This is a genomic window from Curtobacterium sp. PhB115 (assembly GCF_003752025.1).
Taxonomy (GTDB): Bacteria; Actinomycetota; Actinomycetes; order Actinomycetales; family Microbacteriaceae; genus Curtobacterium.
This window is the reverse complement of the sequence record NZ_RJKR01000009.1, coordinates 100,741-118,096: the sequence shown is the minus strand read 5'-3', so window position 1 is coordinate 118,096 and position 17,356 is coordinate 100,741. Positions and strand designations below refer to the sequence as shown.

At 71.8% G+C, this 17,356-nt stretch carries 16 protein-coding genes and 1 tRNA gene; 1 reads left to right on the top strand and 16 read right to left on the bottom strand.

Annotated elements, in window-relative coordinates; all coding sequences use genetic code 11:
• Positions 1-3: 3 nt before the first annotated feature.
• The 4 genes from EDF19_RS13490 to EDF19_RS13475 form a co-directional block, all read right to left on the bottom strand.
• Complete coding sequence (locus EDF19_RS13490; RefSeq protein WP_123681532.1) at positions 4-1,452, bottom strand: NAD-dependent succinate-semialdehyde dehydrogenase; 1,449 nt, start codon at positions 1,450-1,452, stop codon at positions 4-6.
• A gap of 80 nt (positions 1,453-1,532) precedes the next feature.
• Positions 1,533-2,153 carry an isochorismatase family protein gene (locus EDF19_RS13485; RefSeq protein WP_123681394.1) on the bottom strand — a complete coding sequence of 207 codons (621 nt, stop codon included), beginning with the start codon at positions 2,151-2,153 and terminating at the stop codon, positions 1,533-1,535.
• Positions 2,154-2,176: 23 nt separating this feature from the next.
• Positions 2,177-3,685, bottom strand: a complete 1,509-nt coding sequence (gene dacB, locus EDF19_RS13480; protein WP_185022852.1) for a D-alanyl-D-alanine carboxypeptidase/D-alanyl-D-alanine-endopeptidase — start codon at positions 3,683-3,685, stop codon at positions 2,177-2,179.
• A gap of 73 nt (positions 3,686-3,758) precedes the next feature.
• Positions 3,759-4,754, bottom strand: coding sequence for a Gfo/Idh/MocA family protein (locus EDF19_RS13475; protein WP_123681392.1), 996 nt, complete (start codon positions 4,752-4,754; stop codon positions 3,759-3,761).
• A 140-nt stretch (positions 4,755-4,894) separates the two neighbouring features.
• On the opposite strand from EDF19_RS13475, the gene EDF19_RS13470 reads away from it, so the two are divergent.
• A complete protein-coding gene (locus EDF19_RS13470; RefSeq protein ID WP_123681391.1) occupies positions 4,895-6,637 on the top strand; it encodes an HAD family acid phosphatase in 1,743 nt (580 codons plus the stop codon).
• Positions 6,638-6,701: 64 nt separating this feature from the next.
• On the opposite strand, the gene EDF19_RS13465 is transcribed toward EDF19_RS13470, so the two are convergent.
• From EDF19_RS13465 to EDF19_RS13410, 12 genes are all read right to left on the bottom strand, one after another.
• Positions 6,702-7,142: a BLUF domain-containing protein gene (locus EDF19_RS13465; RefSeq protein WP_123681531.1), complete on the bottom strand. Its 441-nt coding sequence runs from the start codon at positions 7,140-7,142 to the stop codon at positions 6,702-6,704.
• Between the two features lie 276 nt (positions 7,143-7,418).
• Entirely contained in the window at positions 7,419-8,243 is an 825-nt protein-coding gene (locus EDF19_RS13460) for a GDSL-type esterase/lipase family protein (protein WP_123681390.1), read from the bottom strand.
• Between the two features lie 158 nt (positions 8,244-8,401).
• Positions 8,402-8,477 (bottom strand) — tRNA-Thr (locus EDF19_RS13455).
• Between the two features lie 44 nt (positions 8,478-8,521).
• The gene (locus tag EDF19_RS13450) at positions 8,522-9,157 is read right to left on the bottom strand and encodes a TetR/AcrR family transcriptional regulator (protein ID WP_123681389.1); all 636 of its coding nucleotides are present in this window, start codon (positions 9,155-9,157) and stop codon (positions 8,522-8,524) included.
• 117 nt (positions 9,158-9,274) lie between these two features.
• Positions 9,275-10,417 carry a DNA polymerase III subunit delta' gene (locus EDF19_RS13445; protein WP_123681388.1) on the bottom strand — a complete coding sequence of 381 codons (1,143 nt, stop codon included), beginning with the start codon at positions 10,415-10,417 and terminating at the stop codon, positions 9,275-9,277.
• 25 nt (positions 10,418-10,442) lie between these two features.
• Positions 10,443-11,075, bottom strand: coding sequence for a dTMP kinase (tmk, locus tag EDF19_RS13440; RefSeq protein ID WP_123681387.1), 633 nt, complete (start codon positions 11,073-11,075; stop codon positions 10,443-10,445).
• On the bottom strand, positions 11,072-13,900 hold the full coding sequence (gene topA / locus EDF19_RS13435) for a type I DNA topoisomerase (protein WP_123681386.1): 2,829 nt from the start codon (positions 13,898-13,900) through the stop codon (positions 11,072-11,074). The genes tmk and topA overlap by 4 nt, the downstream gene beginning before the upstream one ends.
• Complete coding sequence (locus tag EDF19_RS13430; protein ID WP_148071104.1) at positions 13,876-14,358, bottom strand: hypothetical protein; 483 nt, start codon at positions 14,356-14,358, stop codon at positions 13,876-13,878. The genes topA and EDF19_RS13430 overlap by 25 nt, the downstream gene beginning before the upstream one ends.
• Positions 14,359-14,362: 4 nt before the next feature.
• Positions 14,363-14,695 carry a TadE/TadG family type IV pilus assembly protein gene (locus EDF19_RS13425; RefSeq protein WP_123681384.1) on the bottom strand — a complete coding sequence of 111 codons (333 nt, stop codon included), beginning with the start codon at positions 14,693-14,695 and terminating at the stop codon, positions 14,363-14,365.
• Positions 14,679-14,885, bottom strand: a complete 207-nt coding sequence (locus EDF19_RS13420) for a DUF4244 domain-containing protein (RefSeq protein WP_123681383.1) — start codon at positions 14,883-14,885, stop codon at positions 14,679-14,681. The genes EDF19_RS13425 and EDF19_RS13420 overlap by 17 nt, the downstream gene beginning before the upstream one ends.
• Before the next feature lie 84 nt (positions 14,886-14,969).
• Positions 14,970-15,908, bottom strand: coding sequence for a type II secretion system F family protein (locus EDF19_RS13415; protein WP_123681382.1), 939 nt, complete (start codon positions 15,906-15,908; stop codon positions 14,970-14,972).
• Entirely contained in the window at positions 15,901-16,959 is a 1,059-nt protein-coding gene (locus tag EDF19_RS13410) for a CpaF family protein (RefSeq protein ID WP_123681381.1), read from the bottom strand. Before EDF19_RS13410 ends, EDF19_RS13415 begins: the two co-directional genes overlap by 8 nt.
• Between the last annotated feature and the right edge of the window lie 397 nt (positions 16,960-17,356).

The following is a 17,356-nucleotide window of genomic DNA, read 5'->3' as shown; positions in this document are numbered from 1 at the left end:
GGCTCAGGCGGCGAACGGGTCCGGCGTCAGCACGTAGACGGTCTCGAGGTACTCCTCGATGCCCTCGTGCGACCCCTCCCGGCCGAGGCCGGAGGACTTCACGCCGCCGAACGGGAACGCCGCGTTCGACACGACTCCCGTGTTCAGCCCGAGCATGCCCGTCTCCAGGCGTTCGGCCAGCCGCTGTCCGCGCGGGAAGTCCGTCGTGAAGGCGTAGGCGATGAGCCCGAACTCGGTGTCGTTCGCCAGCCGGATGCCCTCTTCCTCGGTCGCGAACCGGGTGATCGACACCACCGGCCCGAAGATCTCGGTCGTGAGGATGTCCGACCCGGGCTGCACACCGTCGAGCACCGTCGGCGCGTAGTACGTGCCCGGACGGTCGACCCGGTGCCCACCGGTGACGAGCCGGGCGCCCCTGGTGAGCGCGTCGTCGACGAGCCCCGCGGCCTTGTCCACCGCCCGGTCGTCGATGAGCGGCCCCATCGTCGTGCCGTCCTCGGTGCCACGACCGATGCGGAGCGCGTCGACCTTCGCGGTGAGCGCCGCGACGAACGCGTCGGCGATGCCCTCCTGCACGAAGAACCGGTTCGCCGCGGTGCAGGCCTCGCCCGTGTTCCGGAACTTGGCGAGCATCGCAGCGTCCACCGCAGCGTCGAGGTCGGCATCGTCGAAGACCAGCAGGGGTGCGTTGCCCCCGAGCTCCATGCTCGTCTTCAGCACGTTGTCCGCGGCCTGCTTGAGGAGCGCTGAGCCGACCGGCGTCGAGCCCGTGAAGGTGAGCTTCCGGAGCCGACGGTCGGCGATGATCGGCTCGGACAGGCCCTTCGCGTCGAGTGACGGCACGACGTTCAGCACGCCGTCCGGCAGACCGGCACGGCGGAACAGCTCGACGAGGAACAGGGTGGTGAGCGGGGTCAGCTCGGCGGGCTTCACGACGACCGTGCAGCCCGCGGCGAGGGCCGGGCCGATCTTCCGGGTCGCCATCGCGAGCGGGAAGTTCCACGGCGTGATCGCGTAGACCGGGCCGACGGGGCGCTTCAGGACGATCGCACGGCCGGTGCCCTCGGGGTTCGTGCGGTAGTCGCCGCCGATCCGGACGGCCTCCTCCGAGAACCACCGCAGGAACTCGCCGCCGTACGTGACCTCGCCCCGCGCCTCGGCCAGGGGCTTGCCCATCTCGAGCGACATGAGCGCGGCCAGGTCGTCCTCGTGCTCGCGGACCAGTTCGAACGCGCGGCGCAGGACGTCCGAGCGCTGCCGGGGTGCGGTGGCGGCCCAGGACTCCTGCGCGGCGACCGCGGCGTCGAGTGCGGCGATGCCGTCCTCGGGCGTGGCGTCGGCGACCTCGGCGAGGACGTCCCCGGTGGACGGGTCGCGGACGGCGAAGGTCCGGCCACTCGTCGATGCACGCCAGGTCCCGCCGATGAACAGGCCGGTCGGGACGTTCTCCACCGTGACGTGGTCGTCCCCGACGGTGGTGCGTTCCGTGGTGTGGTCGGTGGCCTGGTCGGTGGTCTGGTCGGTGGTGCTGGTCACAGTCGTGCTCCTCCGGGGTTCGCGAGCCCCTCGTCCATGTCGCTGCGGTCGATGTGTCCCTGCGCGGCCCGGATCTCGTCCAGTGCCCGGGCGCTGCGTTCGGCGTCGACACCGGCGACCAGGTCCTCGTAGACGGCGACGTCGTAGCCCGCTGCCCGGGCGTCGAGCGCCGTTGCGCGGACGCAGTGGTCGGTCGCGATGCCGACGATGTCGACGGTGCGCACGCGGTGTTCCGCGAGGACCTCGGGCAGCAGGACGCCGTCCTCGGTCCGGGCCTGGAACGCCGAGTAGTCCGGGGTGCCCTGCCCCTTGAAGACGTCGAGGTCGATCGGGTCGGTGTCGAGCTCCGGGTGGTACTCGGCGCCCGGTGTGCCGGCGACGCAGTGCACCGGCCACGTCGTCTCGAAGTCGGGTGCCGCGGTGCCGGCGAAGTGCCCGCCGTTGTCGTCGTCGCCGTGGTGCCAGTCGCGGGAGCCGACGATGAGGTCGTACTCCTCGGCGTGCCGACCGAGGAACGCGGTGATCCGCTCGGCGAGGGCCGCTCCGCCGGTGACCGCGAGCGCACCGCCCTCGGTGAAGTCGTTCTGGACGTCGACGACGAGTAGTGCCCTTGCCATGGGGCCATCCAACACCCGGCGGCTCAGGAGTCGGTGAGCTTCTTCCCGCACGAGTACGTCGCCGCGGTGACCGCGTCGAGCGCCGGCAGCGCAGCCGCTCGGGACGACCCGATCGCGTAGAACGCGAAGGTCAGGCGCGAGCCGTCGGCCGCGTCGATGTAGCCGCCGAGGGTGTTCGCGCTGTCGATCCAGCCGGTCTTCGCGTGCACCTTGCCGCGCGCGACCGCGTTCGCCCCGGTGAACCGGCTGGCGAGCGTGCCGGACTGGCCGGAGACCGGCAGGGCGTTCGCCAGCGTCCCGAGCCCCTTCGCTCCGGCGGCGACCTGGACCATCAGGTGCGCGACGAAGTTCGGCGACACCGCGTTGGCGGCACTCTCGCCGGAGCCGTCCTTGATGGTGATGCCGGACGGGTCGACGCCGTACGAGCTGAGGGCCGACCGGTACACCGCGGTCAGCGACGCAGCGGAGCCGTTCGACCCGGACTCCTTCGACGAGATCCGGGCGAGCATCTCCGCCAGGGTGTTGTCCGAGTTGGGGATCATCTGCCCGATCAGCGTCGACACCGGCTGCGAGGAGACGGTGGCGATCGTGTCGGTGCTCGTCGTCGCCCGCTTCACGATCTGCGCCGAGCCGGCTCCCGCGACGCCGGCGTTCACGAGCGCCGTCCGGAACGCCGCACCGGCGCGACCCACCGGGTCCTCCGACCGTGGCGACGTCGCCGCGGCGGGGTTCGCGCGGTCCCCGTCGACCATCAGGGCGGTGATGTTGGGCTGGTAGCCGATCGTGCGCTCCGACACCGGCCACGTGGGGTCCCAGGCGTCCGCGTCGCTCCAGTAGGTGTCGTCCGTGACGATCGTCGTGATCGGCGTGCTGCCGACCTTCGCCTTCACCTGCTGCGCGAGCTGGGCGAGCGTCGGGGCACCCGGGTAGACGGTGCCACCGCCGGCCGAGAGCGTCGCGTCGCCGTGCCCGACCAGGGCGATCGTGCCACCGGACTCCTTCGTCACGGTCGTCGGGATGGTGTGGTCGCCGCCGAGCACGGCCAGGGCGGTCGCCGTCGTCAGGGTCTTCATGACGCTGCCCGTCTGCGCCGCCTCGTCGCCGTCCTTCGAGAACAGGACCTCGCCGGTCTTCGCGTCCATCACGTACCCCTCGAACGCGCCGAGGCCGCTGGCCGACGCCGCCGTGGCGATCGAGCAGGTCCGGAGGGCCGAGGGGCCAGCGGGGTCCTTCGGGACCGCACGTGCGTCCGCCGTCGGCGTCGGCTTCGGCGTGCTCGTCGGGCGCTTCGTCGCGGTCGTCCGCTCCGACGTCGGCGACGGGGTGGTCGTGCCGGGTGCCGCAGCGGTCCTGGTGTCCGGCATCGTCGCGGCGGCCACCGCGACGGCCCCACCCGACCCGAGCACCAGGAGGGCCGCGAGGCCGCCGGCGATCCACGGGAGCGGACGGCGCACCGCAGAGGCGCGCGCACGGGCGACGGCGGCGCGGAGCCGCTCCGGGACGGAAGGCGGGGTGGGCTGCTGCTCGGACATCAGGGGCGATCCTACGGAACTGCGGCAGGAGCCTCCAGGCCGGATCCGCATCCCGTCGACGACGCAGGCCGCGTCAGGAGGCCGAGGAGGGACCGTCCGCCGCGTACCGGACGCCGACCTGGCGGCGTGCTTCGTCCATCACGCCCATGATCGCGACGGTCTCCTCCGGGGGCATCGGACCGCCCCGGTGGTCGCCGGAGGCGATCAACGCCTCGAACCCGCGGGCCTCGTGCCCGTACCCGGCCAGTTCCTCGCGGCCGTCGTACTCCTCGACCACGGTGCCGTCGGTGTCCCGGACCCGCCAGGTCGTCGGCGTGTACCAGGTGCTGTCGAGATCGATCCGGCCAGCCTCGCCGATGACCGACGCGGTGTTCGGGCTCCGCACGTCCATCCCGAAGTGGAGCATCGACTGCGCACCGCCCTGGTGGGTCAGCACCAGGCCCATCTGCGTGTCGACGCCCTGCTCGCTCAGCGTGCCAGCGGCGACCACGGAGGTCGGGACCCCGAGCACGTCCACCGCGAACGACAGCGGGTAGATCCCCAGGTCGAGCAGCGCACCACCGCCGAGGGCCGGGTCCCGCAACCGGTGCCGGGGGTCGGTCGGCAGCGCCTGGTGGTGCGTGGCCTCGACCAGGACCGGGCGGCCGATGCGCCCCTCGGCGACGACCTCGCGGATCATCGCCATCTGCGGCAGGAAGCGCGTCCACATCGCCTCCATCACGGCGACCCCGGCGTCACGCGCGGCGTCGACCACGGTCCGCGCCTCGACCTGGGTGATCGTGAACGCCTTCTCGACCAGGGTGTGCTTGCCGGCGCCGATCGCGAGCAGGGCGTCCTCGGCGTGCCGGGTGTGCGGCGTCGCGACGTACACGGCGTCGACCTGGTCGTCGGTGACGAGTTCCTCGTACGAACCGTGCGCCGTCGGGATCCCGAACTCGGTCGCGAACGCCCGGGCGGACTCGAGCGTGCGGCTGCCCACCGCCGTGAACTCGATGCCTGCGGCGACGCAGTCACCCACGAAGGAACGCGCGATGCCGCCCGTCCCGATGACTCCCCAGCGAACCGTCATGCGTCCTGTCTACCAGCGGATCGACGGCCAACGCCTGCAGGACATTGGTATGGACTCCACGGCCGATTGCCAGCTAACGTGCTGAACGGCCCCCCATCCGAGGGCCACTCCTCCCCGAGTCGAAGGTGTGCAGGTCCTCCATGCGCCGTTCCGTCCTCGCCGTGCGCGGTTCCGCCCGCTCCGCGCGCCGATCCGTCCTCTCCGTGCGCGGTTCCGCCCGCTCCGCGCGCCGTTCCGTTCTCTCCGTCGTCGCCACGAGTGCGGCGATCGTCCTGACGTCCACCCTCATCGGGGCGGCACCGGCGAGCGCGCACGGGTGGGGCTCCCCCGGTCACTCGCCGGGCTCCACCCTGACGCCGCGCACCCAGTTCACGATGGCGGCCGACGGGTCCTCCGGGGCGACACAGGGCGGCGAGGGCATCCCGAACATCGACTCCGTCAAGAAGACCATCGCGACCTACTACGGCGACCCCGGAACCGGTCTCGCGAACCGCACCGACTCGCCCTACATCCGCGAGATGCGCTCGATCGTCGCGAAGCAGAGCGCGAGCCTGCAGCGGATCCACGACCGCGCCGTACGACACGGCGAGAAGCCGGCGATCGTGCTCGACGCCGACGACACCACCCTGTGGACCTACGACATGGAGGTCGCGGACATGCACTTCGTCTTCGACCCCGCCCGCCAGGACGAATGGGTGCAGGACCAGCGCTTCCCCGCCACCCCGTCGATGGTCGGCTTCGTGAACCGCGCCGCCGCGATGGGCTTCACCGTCTTCGGGCTCACCGGCCGGAACGACGACCAGAAGGCCGCCACCGTGCAGAACCTGACCAAGGTCGGCTACACGGCCTTCACCCAGGACCGCTTCTTCACGAAGTGGACCGGTACCGGCACCTCGCAGCAGCCGTCGTACATCACCTGCGCCGCCGCGAGCTGCACGACCGTCGAGTACAAGGCCCTGACCCGCAAGCACATCGAGCAGGACCTCGGCTACGACATCACGCTGAACATCGGCGACCAGTGGAGCGACCTGCAGGGCGGGTACGCCGACCGCTCGTTGAAGCTCCCGAACCCGACGTACTACCTGCCCTCCGCCGACCTGCCCGGCGTCTCCGAGCCGCGCCTCACACCGCGCACGCAGTTCACCATGGCGGCCGACGGTACCTCCGGTGCCAGCCAGAGCGGCGAGGGCATCCCGAACATCGACTCCGTCAAGAAGACCATCGCGACCTACTACGGCGACCCCGGCACCGGGCTCGCGAACCGGACGACCTCGCCCTACATCCGCGAGATGCGTTCCATCGTGGCCCGCCAGGCACCCCTCGTCGCCGCGCAGTGCGCCGTCGGGCGGCACCAGCACCGGAACCCCGCGATCGTCCTCGACGCCGACGACACCACCCTGTGGACCTACGACATGGAGGTCGCGGACATGCACTTCGTCTTCGACCCCGCACTGCAGGACGAGTGGGTGCAGGACGAACGCTTCCCGGCCACCCCGTCGATGACCTCGCTGGTGTCGATCGCCCAGCGCTCCGGCTGCACCGTCATCGGGCTCACCGGCCGCAACAGCGACCAGGAGACCGCGACGATCCAGAACCTGCGGAACGTCGGCTACCCGCAGTTCAGCGCCACGAAGAACGGCAACGAGACGTACTACACGAAGTGGACCGGGGTCGGTGCATCGCAGCAGCCGTCGTACATCACCTGCGCCACGGCCAAGTGCACCACCGTCGAGTACAAGTCGCAGACCCGGGCGCACATCGAGTCCCGTGCCGGTGGGCGGTACGACGTCGTCGCGAACTTCGGCGACCAGTACAGCGACCTGCTGGGCGGGTCGGCGGACCGGAGCGTGAAGCTGCCGAACCCGACGTACTACCTGCCGTGAGCTGATCGGCCGGCCCGTCGTTCCTTCGGGAGCGGGGGCCGGCTGATGCGGGTCGTCGCCCGTGTCAGCGGCGGTGCTTGCCGAGTGCCGCGTCCGGTGCGGCCAGCGGGTGGTTGCGGAACCAGCGGAGGAGTTCCCGCGGACGACTCGTGTCGCCGCTCCGGTCCCCCTCGGCCAAGAAGGTGTCGAAGCCGTCGGGCAGGTCCCCGTCGCCCTCGCGGTGGAACGCCATCGTCCACTCGCCGAACCGAGGCGTGTGGATCCGTTCGTCGACCAGCAGCCCCACGTCCGTGTGCCGGGGGTCGTCGACGATGCGCTGGTACGTCTCGAGGACCGCGTCCTCCGGCCCCTCGAGCAACTGCATGAACCGGCCGTCCTTGCAGACGAGCAGCCCGGACAGCCCGGCCGCGGCGTTGCGGGTGCGGGAGTGCTCGAGCAGTGCGTCCAGTGCCGCGTCGTCGAAGGGTTCGGTCGCAGCGCTCATGTAGACGAGTGAGAGCAGCATGCTGGCCTTCCGGGTTCGACGGGCTTCGGGGTGCGATCCGATCGTGGCCGACCAGGACGCGGGCGGGCAGCCCCAGAACGGGGCCGCGCGGCGCCGCTCGGGTCGGCGCCGCTGGGGTCGGCGCCGCTGGAGCACGAGGATTGCGACACTCCACGCGTCGATCGCCTCGTGGAACGTCGGATCTCTCGTGCGCGTGATCGCGGGTGTGCGGACGCCGAGCGACACCGCGGACGCCGCCCGCCCGCCGACGCCGCCCGCACGCCCGTCAGCGCGGAACTACGAAGCCGCCCCCGCGTACGCGATCTTGATGGCCTGCTGCATCCGGACCGCGACCTTCTTCGACATCGCCACCGTGGGGTGCACACCGTCGATGGTCCGGCTGCGCGGCCACCCGCCGTTGAGCTGCCGGTCGGCTGCCCACGGGTCGACGAACATCCACCCGCGGGTGAGGGCATGGTTCTGCAGGTCCCGGTTCAGGATCTCGCCCTGCTTCCGGCGGTCGATGTGCTTCTTGCTGTAGTTCGTGATGTTCGACGGGGCGATCGCCGCGATGACCACGTGGTCGGCGCCGACCTTCTTCGTGATCTGGTCGATGTTCCGCAGGATCGACTTGGTGCTGTACCCGTAGCGGAGGTCGTTCGTCCCCGCCATGACCACGAGCACGTCGGCATCGTGCGACGACGACCGGGTGAGGATCCGGGTCGACGTCGCCCCGCCGATCGCGGTGCCGCCGACGTTCGTCAGGGCCGGGTCCTTGAGCTGCCGCATCCACGACGCGTCCATCGCCGTGAGCGAGTCACCGGCGTACGTGAACGAGATCGTGGACGGGGTCGGCGTCGGAGTCGGAGTGGGCGTCGCCGTCGCGGTCGGCTTCGGCGTCGCGGTCGCCGTCGGCCGCGGCGTGGCGGTCGGCACCGACGTCGGGGTCGCGGTGGGCTGCACCGGGGTCTCGGCCGGCGCGGTCGGCGACACGGTGGCGGTTGCGCTCACCTCTGGCGCCTCGACCGCCGTGGCAGCACGGGGAACCGTCGCGAAGAGGGTCCCGCCGAGGGTGACGGCGATCGACGCGGCGACGATGGAGAGGGCGCGGGAGTGCGGCACGTGGTGTCTTTCGGGTTGACGGACCCATCGAGACTACCCAGTATGTGACACTCGCTCACTCCCCCGTTCTGGGGCCGTTCCACGACGCCTGTCGTCCCAAACCGGAGTGGCCCGACAACGCGAAAAGGCCCCCCGCACGGAGCGGAGGGCCTTTCCTGTGGAGCCGCCTGTCGGAATCGAACCGACGACCTATTCATTACGAGTGAATCGCTCTACCGACTGAGCTAAGGCGGCGCACGCTCCATGTCCGGAGCGGCACGAGCAATGACTATACAGGCTCAGACGAGCGAACGCGAAACGAGCACGCCGAGCTCGGCGAAGGCCCGTCGGAGCTCGTCGACCAAGTGTGATCCGGCCTCGGAGTCCGACCATTCCCACCACGCGTGCCGCAGCGCAGCGAGCGCCACGATCGACGCGAGACGCGCCCGACGACGGAGCGCGTCGGGGTCACGGGCGAGCTCCGGGTCCGCCGACTCCAGTCGTCGCGAGACCGCGGACTGGATCTCCGCCTGGAACTCCTTCATGGACTCCATCCGGCGGCTGAACAGCTCCGGATTGGCGCGGAGCACCTGCTGCCGCTCGCCGATCAGCCCGCGCTCCTCGATGAGCTCCACGGTCGAGTGCACGAGCAGCGCACCGATGTCGGCGAGCAGGTCGCCGTCCGGACCGCCGTCGACGAACACCTGCAGGGCGTCGTCATCGGGCAGTCTCGGGTCGTCGCCGAGGATCGCCTGTTCCTTGTTCGGGAAGTAGTTGAAGAACGTCCGAGGTGAGACGTCGGCCCGGCGGGAGATCTCGTCGACGGTGACGGCACCGAGGCCGTCCTCGGTCGCGATCCGGAGCGCAGCCTGCTGGATCGCGAGTCGGGTGGCGCGGCGCTTCCGTTCGCGCAGGCCGGGTTCAGCGTCGGGCATGCCGCGATTGTCCCATGACGGGCAGCCGGGAGGCACGGGGCTGCGACGACCCACAGCTCGCGCCCGTCACCGGGTCACCGCCACGGCCGCCGGCTGCGGATCCGCGGAGGGCGGCGGTCAGCGCGCGACGCGCGCGATGGTGACGAGCAGGGCCTCGAGCGCGAGCAGCGCCGCCACGTTCGCCGCGATCCGTTGCCGGGCGAGGGCGATGGCGTCGAGCACCTCGAGCGCTGCGGCCGGCGGGACCCGCTGCAGTGCCTGGTCGAGGTGCTCCCGCATCGCGAGGTTCACCGGTTCTGCCGGGGCACCGAGTCCGAGCAGCAGCACGTCACGGTAGAGCGACGAGACGTCGACCAGGATGCGGTCGAGGCCGTCGCGCAGGCTCCGGGTCGCTCGGCGCTTCTGGTCTTCCTCGAGGAGCTTGAGCTGGGACCGGAGCGCGGGCGGGATCGTGCCGCCCGGCTCGATGCCGAGGGACCGGAGCGCGGCATCGCGCTCCTCGGAGTCGCGCTGCTGGGTGATGGACTTGGCGTCCTCGTCAGCGACGGCGAGCAGGTCGGCAGCGGCCATCACGGCGTCACCGACACTGCGGACGCCGAGCACGGTCGTCAGGGTGCGGCGCCGGCGGTCTCGGGCGTCCGCGCTCGTGGCGAGTCGCTGGGCCATGCCGATGTGGCTCTGCGCCTGTCGTGCGGCGTCCATCGCCAGGGCACGGTCGACCCCGGTCCGGGCGACGATGAGGTCCGCCACGGACTCGATGCCGGGGACCCGGAGGCGCACCGAACGGACGCGGGACCGGATCGTGGGCAGCAAGTCCGCCTCGCTCGGGGCGCAGAGGATCCACACGGTGCGCTCCGGCGGCTCCTCGAGCGCCTTGAGGAGCAGGTTGGAGGTGCGCTCGGTCATGCGGTCGGCGTCCTCGACGATGACCACGCGGTAGCGCCCGACGGAGGGCGAGTAGTGCGAGGACGTGACGAGCTGCCGGATCTCGTCGATCGTGATGATCACGCGCTGCGTCGTGAGCACCGAGACGTCCGGGTGGGTCTTCGCGGTGATCTGCTGCAGGGTGTGGTCGTCGTCGGGTCCGTTGCCCACGAGCGCGGCCGCGAACGCCGTCGCGACGTTCGACCGCCCCGACCCGGGCGGCCCGGTGATCAGCCACGAGTGGGTCATCCCGCCGGTGCCGTCGGGCGACTCGGCGGCGTTCCGGAGGGAGGCAACTGCCTCTTCCTGCCCGGTCAGGCCGTCCCACACGCTCACGGGATCATCCTGTCAGTGACCACCGTCATGCTGCGTCGACGACGAGCGGGGTGACGGCGGCACGGATCTCCCGCTGCACGTCCGCGGTGGACCGGGACGCGTCGACGACGAGGAACCGCTCGGGTTCGGCCGCAGCCATCGCGAGGAACGCCTGTCGAACGGACTCGTGGAACGTCTCGGCCTCGGATTCGAGCCGGTCGAAGGTGTCGCCGCGCGCCGCCGCCACCCGGGCACGGCCGACGGTGACGTCGAGGTCGAGCAGGATCGTCAGGTCCGGGACGAGACCGTCGGCGGCCCAGTCGGACACGGACCGGATCTGCTCGGCTCCGAGCCCGCGGGCGACACCCTGGTACGCCACGGAGGAGTCGATGTACCGGTCCTGCAGCACGACGTCGTCGCGGGCGATCGCCGGCCGGACGACCGTCTCGACGTGGTGCGCCCGGTCGGCGGCGTAGAGGAGCGCCTCGGCCCGGGGCGCGATGTGCCCGCGCTCGTGCAGGACGATCTCGCGGATCCGGAGACCGAGGTCGGTGCCTCCCGGTTCGCGGGTGCGCACGACCGTGCGGCCGAGCTCACCGAGCCACGCCGAGAGCAGCTCCGCCTGGGTCGTCTTGCCCGCGCCGTCGCCGCCCTCGAGCGTGATGAAGCGGCCGGTCACTTCTTCTTGGCCGCCGTCCGCCGGGCCGGCGTCTTCTTCTTCACCGGGCCCTTGGCGCGCTTGTCCGCGATGAGCTGGACCGCTCGGGCGTGGTCGACGGCCTCGACGTCCTCGCCGCGCGGGATCGTCGCGTTCGTCTCGCCGTCGGTGACGTAGGGACCGAACCGGCCGTCCTTCATCTTGATCGGCTTGCCGGACACCGGGTCGGCGTCGAACTCCTTCAGCGCGGAGCTCGCCGCACGGTTCCCGCCGTACTTCGGCTGCGAGAAGATCTCGAGCGCACCGGGCAGGTCGATGTCGAAGATCGCGTCCTCGCCCGGGAGGGTACGGGTGTCCGTCCCCTTCTTGAGGTAGGGGCCGTAGCGACCGTTCTGCGCGGTGATGTCGTTGCCGGTCTCCGGGTCCTGACCGACCACGCGGGGCAGGTCGAGGAGCTTCAACGCGGTCTCGAGGTCGACGGTCGCGGGGTCCATCGACTTGAAGAGCGACGCGGTGCGTTCCTTCGGCGCCGCGGCCTTCTTCGTCGTCTTCTTCGCGGGCGCCTTCTTCGCGGGTGCCTTCTTCGCCGTCGTCCCCGCAGCGGTCCTCGACTCGTCGGTCGTCGTCTCGGCTGCTGCTTCCGTCGCTGCCGCGTCTGCAGGTGCCTCGATGACCTCGCCGGTCTTCTCGTCCACCGCGGGCTCGGGCTCGGGCGTGCGCTCGGTCACGTACGGACCGAACCGGCCGTCCTTCGCGAGGACTTCCTTGCCGGACTCCGGGTTGATGCCGACGACACGGTCGCCGATGACGGGCGCGTCGACGAGTTCCTTCGCCTTCTCGACGGTGAGCTCGTCCGGCGCCAGGTCCTCGGGAACGTTGACCCGACGGGGCTTCTCGGGGTCGTCGCTCGGCACCTCGATGTAGGGGCCGTACCGACCGATCCGCAGGGTGAGCCCCGGCGCGAGCTCCACGGAGTTGATCTCGCGGGCGTCGATCTCACCGAGGTTGTCGATGACGGTCCGCAGGCCGCGCTGGTCCGCTGCGCCGCCACCGAAGTAGAAGCCCTTGAGCCAGTCGACCCGGTCAGCGTCGCCCCGGGCGATGCGGTCGAGGTCCTCTTCCATCTCGGCGGTGAAGTCGTACTCGACCAGTTCGCCGAAGTACTCCTCGAGCAGGCGCACCACGCTGAACGCGATCCAGTTCGGGACGAGCTGGGTGCCGCGCAGGGACACGTAGCCGCGGTCGATGATCGTCGGGCTGATCGTCGGGTACGTCGACGGACGCCCGATCCCGAGCTCTTCCAGCGTCTTGATGAGGCTGGCCTCGGTGAAGCGGGGCGGCGGCGTGGTGTCGTGCCCCTTGGCCTCGACGTCGTGGACCTCGAGGTGCTCGCCCTCCTTGACGTCGGGCAGGGCGACGTCCTGGCCGGCGCGCTCGTTGGACTCGTGGCGGTCCTCGTCGCGGCCTTCTTCGTAGGCGCTGAGGAACCCGCGGAACGTGATCACGGTGCCGGCGGCGGTGAACTCGGCGTCGGTGCCGTTCGCGGTCGAGGCGATGCCCTCCACCGACTCGGTCGACGAGATGCCGAGCACGATCGACGCGGTCGAGCCCTTGGCGTCCGCCATCTGGGACGCGATGGTGCGCTTCCAGATGAGGTCGTAGAGCCGCCACTCGACACCGGTCAGCGTGCCCTGGAGCTGCTGCGGGGTGCGGAACGAGTCACCGGCGGGACGGATCGCCTCGTGCGCCTCTTGCGCGTTCTTGCTCTTGCTCGCGTACAGGCGGGGCTTGTCGGGCACGGTGGCCGCGCCGTACAGGTCAGCCGCCTGCTTGCGGGCGGCGTCGACGGCCTGCTTCGACAGCGAGACGGAGTCGGTACGGATGTAGGTGATGTACCCGTTCTCGTACAGCGTCTGCGCCGCGCGGGCGGTCTGGCGCGGGGACAGCCGGAGCTTGCGCGCGGCTTCCTGCTGCAGGGTCGACGTCGTGAACGGTGCGGCCGGACGACGGGTGTACGGCTTCGAGTCGACGCTGCGGACGGTGGCGTCGCCGGCGCGCTCGAGCACGGTGGTGAGCGACGCGGCAGCGGCCTCGTCGAGGCGGACGACGTCGCCGCTCAGCGCACCGCGGTCGTCGAAGTCACGGCCGGAGGCGACACGGGTGCCGTGGATGCGGGCGAGTCGTGCGGAGAAGGCGGACTCGCCGGCCTTCTCGAACCGGGCCGACAGGTCCCAGTAGTTCGCGGAGACGAAGGCCAGGCGCTCGCGCTCCCGGTCGACGACGAGCCGGGTGGCCGCGGACTGCACGCGTCCGGCGGACAGACCGGGCGCGACCTTGCGCCAGAGGACCGGCGAGACCTCGTACCCGTAGAGACGGTCGAGGATGCGGCGGGTCTCCTGGGCGTCGACGAGTGCGGTGTCGAGTTCACGGGTGGCTTCCTGCGCGCGCTGGATCGCCTCTTTCGTGATCTCGTGGAAGACCATCCGCTTGACGGGGACCTTCGGCTTCAGGACCTGGAGCAGGTGCCACGCGATCGCTTCACCTTCGCGGTCCTCATCTGTTGCGAGGTAGAGCTCGTCGGCGTCCTTGAGCGCACGCTTGAGTTCCGAGACCGTCTTCTTCTTGGCGTCGGAGACGACGTAGTACGGCTCGAAGCCGTTGTCGACGTCCACCGAGAACTTGCCGAGGGAGCCCTTCTTGAGCTCGGCCGGCAGGTTCTTGGGCTCGACGAGGTCGCGGATGTGTCCGACCGAGGCCTGGACTTCGTATCCGTCACCGAGGTATTGCGCGATCGTCTTCGCCTTCGCAGGGCTCTCGACGATCACGAGCTTCTTCGTGCCTGGCACGTGTCTCCTTGATCGATGGTGCTGGTCGGCCCTGGGCACGAGCGTGTCCGGGTCGACCGGGACATCGGTGACCGGGGGCCGACAGGCACACCATACACACACTGTTCGCACGGCTCGTCCGCCGGACCGGCGACCGCGACTGCGCCGACGGCGAACGGTCCGGTCCCCACGACGACGCTGACCCGGACGGTCGCCGACGCCAGCTCGCACGCCGCGAGGGCCGCACCGTTCGCCGTGGCGAGGTGTCCCGCGACCGTGCACGGGCCGCCGGGCAGCAGGCCGACGGACGCCGCAGCCGCACCGGTCGCCGCAGCGTCGGCCGACCCCTGTGCCCGGATCGCCTGGGCCCGGTGCCCGGCCGCGGCGAGCGCCGTCGAGCCGACGAGCACGCCGACGCCGAGGACCGCCGCCATCAGCACCGTCGCCGAGCCGCGTTCGGCACCGGCTGGTCTCTGCACGAGGTCACCGCCCCGCATCTGCGGCGCAGCCGGTGGCGCGGAGCGGGATCGCAGCGAACGGTCCGGCTCCACCGCGTGTCGCGTCGACGCACGCCAGGCCGTCGCCGTGACGGACGACGATCGAGACGCCCGGGACGATCCGGTCGGCCGCCGCCAACCCGTCGGCGTCGTCCCCCCGGCCGACTGCGCGCGCCGCGGTGGCTGCTGCGAGGTGCAGTCGCCCCTGCCCGTCGACGACGAGGACCGCCGCGACGAGCAGGGTGAGGACGAGTGCGACGGCCGGCAGGGCCACGGCGAACTCGACCGTGACGGAGCCACGATCACAGGGAGAGCGCACCGCGGACGAGCTCGGTCAGGATCGTCTGGACCTCGCCCGAGCGCATGACCGCGACGAGGACGCCGGCGAAGGCCACCGCGGCGAGGATCACGACGGCGTACTCGGCGGTCGCCGACCCACGGTCGTCGCGGAGTCGTGCACGCCACCGCCTGAGGAGCGGGCGGTGCCGGGGTGCTGGTGTGGTGCGCATGGGTTCGGTCCTTCCGGTTGCTGTGGGACCAGCCTCGCCGGGAGCGGACTGCGATCGGGCGGGTGCCGGCGATCTGTGGAGAGGTCATCGGAGACCGCCCACGGTGGAGGAGAGGACCCCGGCCACGACGGGCACCACACCGACGAGGACGAACGCGGGCAGCACGCACACCCCGAGCGGCAGGACGAGCCGGACGGCGAGTCGTTCCGCGGCCGCGAGTCCGTCCGCCGCCGCGTCGTCCCGGACGTCCTCGGCAGCACGCCGCAGCAGCCCGCCGGCGGGGACCCCGGCGCGGCCCGCCAGGTCGAGCACCTCCCGCAGCCGTGCGACGTCGTCACCAGCGGCCCCACCCCACGACGCCGAGGAAGCCGCCGACGAAGAAGCCGCCGCGGCCGCCGACCGTGGGTCCGACGACGACCCCGCAGCCGCCGACGACCCTGCCCCGTCCGACGAGCCCGCCGCCACGGCTGCCTGCACCACCGTCCCCGCCGCGATCCACGACCCGCCCCCGGACACCGCGACCGCCCACGCGTCGAGCAGGATCCCCGCGACGTGCCCGTCCGGCGTCGCCGCCCGCACGAGTCGCGCACTCCAGCTCCGACCGAGCAGCACGAGCACTCCGGCCACGACGACGCACGCCCAGCCCACCGGGGACCCGACGAGCACCTCCACCGCACCGGATCCCCACGTCATCCCGAGCGCGAGCCCGAAGAAGGGGAGCGCGAGGACGACGCGGGCGCTCGTGCGTGGCCCGGCGAGCGCGACGCGGATCGCCCGGTCCGACGCCGCCGACCGTCGGAGCGCTGAGGCGAGCGCGCGCAGGGTCTCCGCCAGCGGTGCCCCTGTGCGTTCGGCCACGCGGAGGACGACCGCGACGTCCTCGCATGCCGGACCGGTGTCCCTCGGCAGCCCACCGACGAGTTCCCACGCGCGCGGCGGTGGGACCCCGGCCGCCACGAGCGTCGCGACCCGGTCCAACGTGCCCGCGGCGCGGGACGCCCGGGCGCCCGCCCGGTCACCCACGCGACCCGGCCACGCGCTCGGGTGCGCCGTCCACCGGGCGCACGTCGAGCCTCCCGTCCGGTCCGATGCGCAACGCGCCCACCCCGGCGAGCCGGCGTCGACCCGCGCGACGCTCGACGTGCAGGACCAGGTCGAAGGCGCTGACCGCCTGGCGGGCGAGTGCCTCGGCCCCGAGGCCGGCGAGCGCGCCGAGCGCCTCGAGTCGCGCGGCCACGTCGGCGATGCAGTTGGCGTGCACGGTTCCGGCGCCGCCGTCGTGTCCGGTGTTCAACGCGGAGAGGAGTTCGCGGACCTCGGACCCGCGGCACTCCCCCACGACGAGCCGGTCCGGTCGCATCCGCAGGGCTTCCCGGACGAGGCGGTCGAGCCCGAGCGCGCCGACGCCCTCGGCGTTCGCCTGCCGGGCCTCGAGCGCGACGACGTGCGGGTGCGCGATGCGGAGTTCGGCGACGTCCTCCACCGTGACGATCCGTTCGTCGGCGGGGACCGCGCCGAGCATCGCCGCGAGCACGGTCGTCTTCCCGCTGCCGGTCGCCCCGGTCACCAGGACGTTCCGGCGGGCGGCGACGGCGTGTTCGACGACCGACCGTGGGACGAGCTCGAAGGACCCGGCGCGTTCGAGCGCGGCGAGCGTCGGACGGTCTGGCTGCGGCAGGCGGATCGAGATCGCGGTGCCGCCGACGGAGACCGGGGCGAGCACGACGTGGACGCGGATGCCGTCGCCGTGCCGGACGTCGGCGCACGGCGTGGTCTCGTCGACGTGCCGCCCGCCGAGCGCCACGAGCCGCGTCGCGAGTGCCCGTGCCCGCTCCTCGGGCAGGCACGGCGACACATTGTCGAGCCCGTCGCCCCGGTCCACCCACGTACCGACCCCGCCGAGCACCAGGACGTCGGTCACCCGGGCGTCGGCGACCAGTGCGGCGAGCTCCTCGAACTCGACGACACCGCCGGCGCGCCGACGACCGACGGGCAGGGCCCCGGGCAGGAAGGGACCCGCTCCGGCAGGAGGGGGCGGAGCGGCGCCGGGGGTTCCGGCGCGGTGACGGTGCATGCCGACCGACAGTAGAGAGGAGTGCACGGCGGCACGCCTCGGACGGCGACATCTGTGGATGGCGACGGGTCGGGCGAGCAACGGACCGATTTGTCCCCCGAAACGCAAAGCCGTACCCCACTCGGTGATGCGGTGCCCGCGACGACGGGAGCCGGCGCGGACCAGTCCCCACACGGCGGGCAAACGCATCACACCTGCGATGAGAACGACGGCGACTCCATGCGTCAGCATGGACCGTTCTGTCCACTCCGGCGGCGCAGCCATGCGGATCGCCGCCCGGACACGACGCCCGGCGAGCACTGTGCGCTCGAGCAGGACCCCGGGAAACAGAAGAGGCGGCACCGGTTGGGGGGAACAGGTGCCGCCTTGACATCGATGGATTGGGGGGAATCCGAAC

Bases quoted from the DNA above. Each gene is read 5' to 3' on its own strand.
- EDF19_RS13485 (WP_123681394.1), bottom strand. From the start codon at position 2,153: ATGGCAAGGGCACTACTCGTCGTCGACGTCCAGAACGACTTCACCGAG.
- dacB (WP_185022852.1), bottom strand. From the start codon at position 3,685: ATGTCCGAGCAGCAGCCCACCCCGCCTTCCGTCCCGGAGCGGCTCCGC.
- EDF19_RS13475 (WP_123681392.1), bottom strand. From the start codon at position 4,754: ATGACGGTTCGCTGGGGAGTCATCGGGACGGGCGGCATCGCGCGTTCC.
- EDF19_RS13470 (WP_123681391.1), top strand. From the start codon at position 4,895: ATGCGCCGTTCCGTCCTCGCCGTGCGCGGTTCCGCCCGCTCCGCGCGC.
- EDF19_RS13465 (WP_123681531.1), bottom strand. From the start codon at position 7,142: ATGCTGCTCTCACTCGTCTACATGAGCGCTGCGACCGAACCCTTCGAC.
- EDF19_RS13450 (WP_123681389.1), bottom strand. From the start codon at position 9,157: ATGCCCGACGCTGAACCCGGCCTGCGCGAACGGAAGCGCCGCGCCACC.
- EDF19_RS13420 (WP_123681383.1), bottom strand. From the start codon at position 14,885: ATGCGCACCACACCAGCACCCCGGCACCGCCCGCTCCTCAGGCGGTGG.
- EDF19_RS13410 (WP_123681381.1), bottom strand. From the start codon at position 16,959: ATGCACCGTCACCGCGCCGGAACCCCCGGCGCCGCTCCGCCCCCTCCT.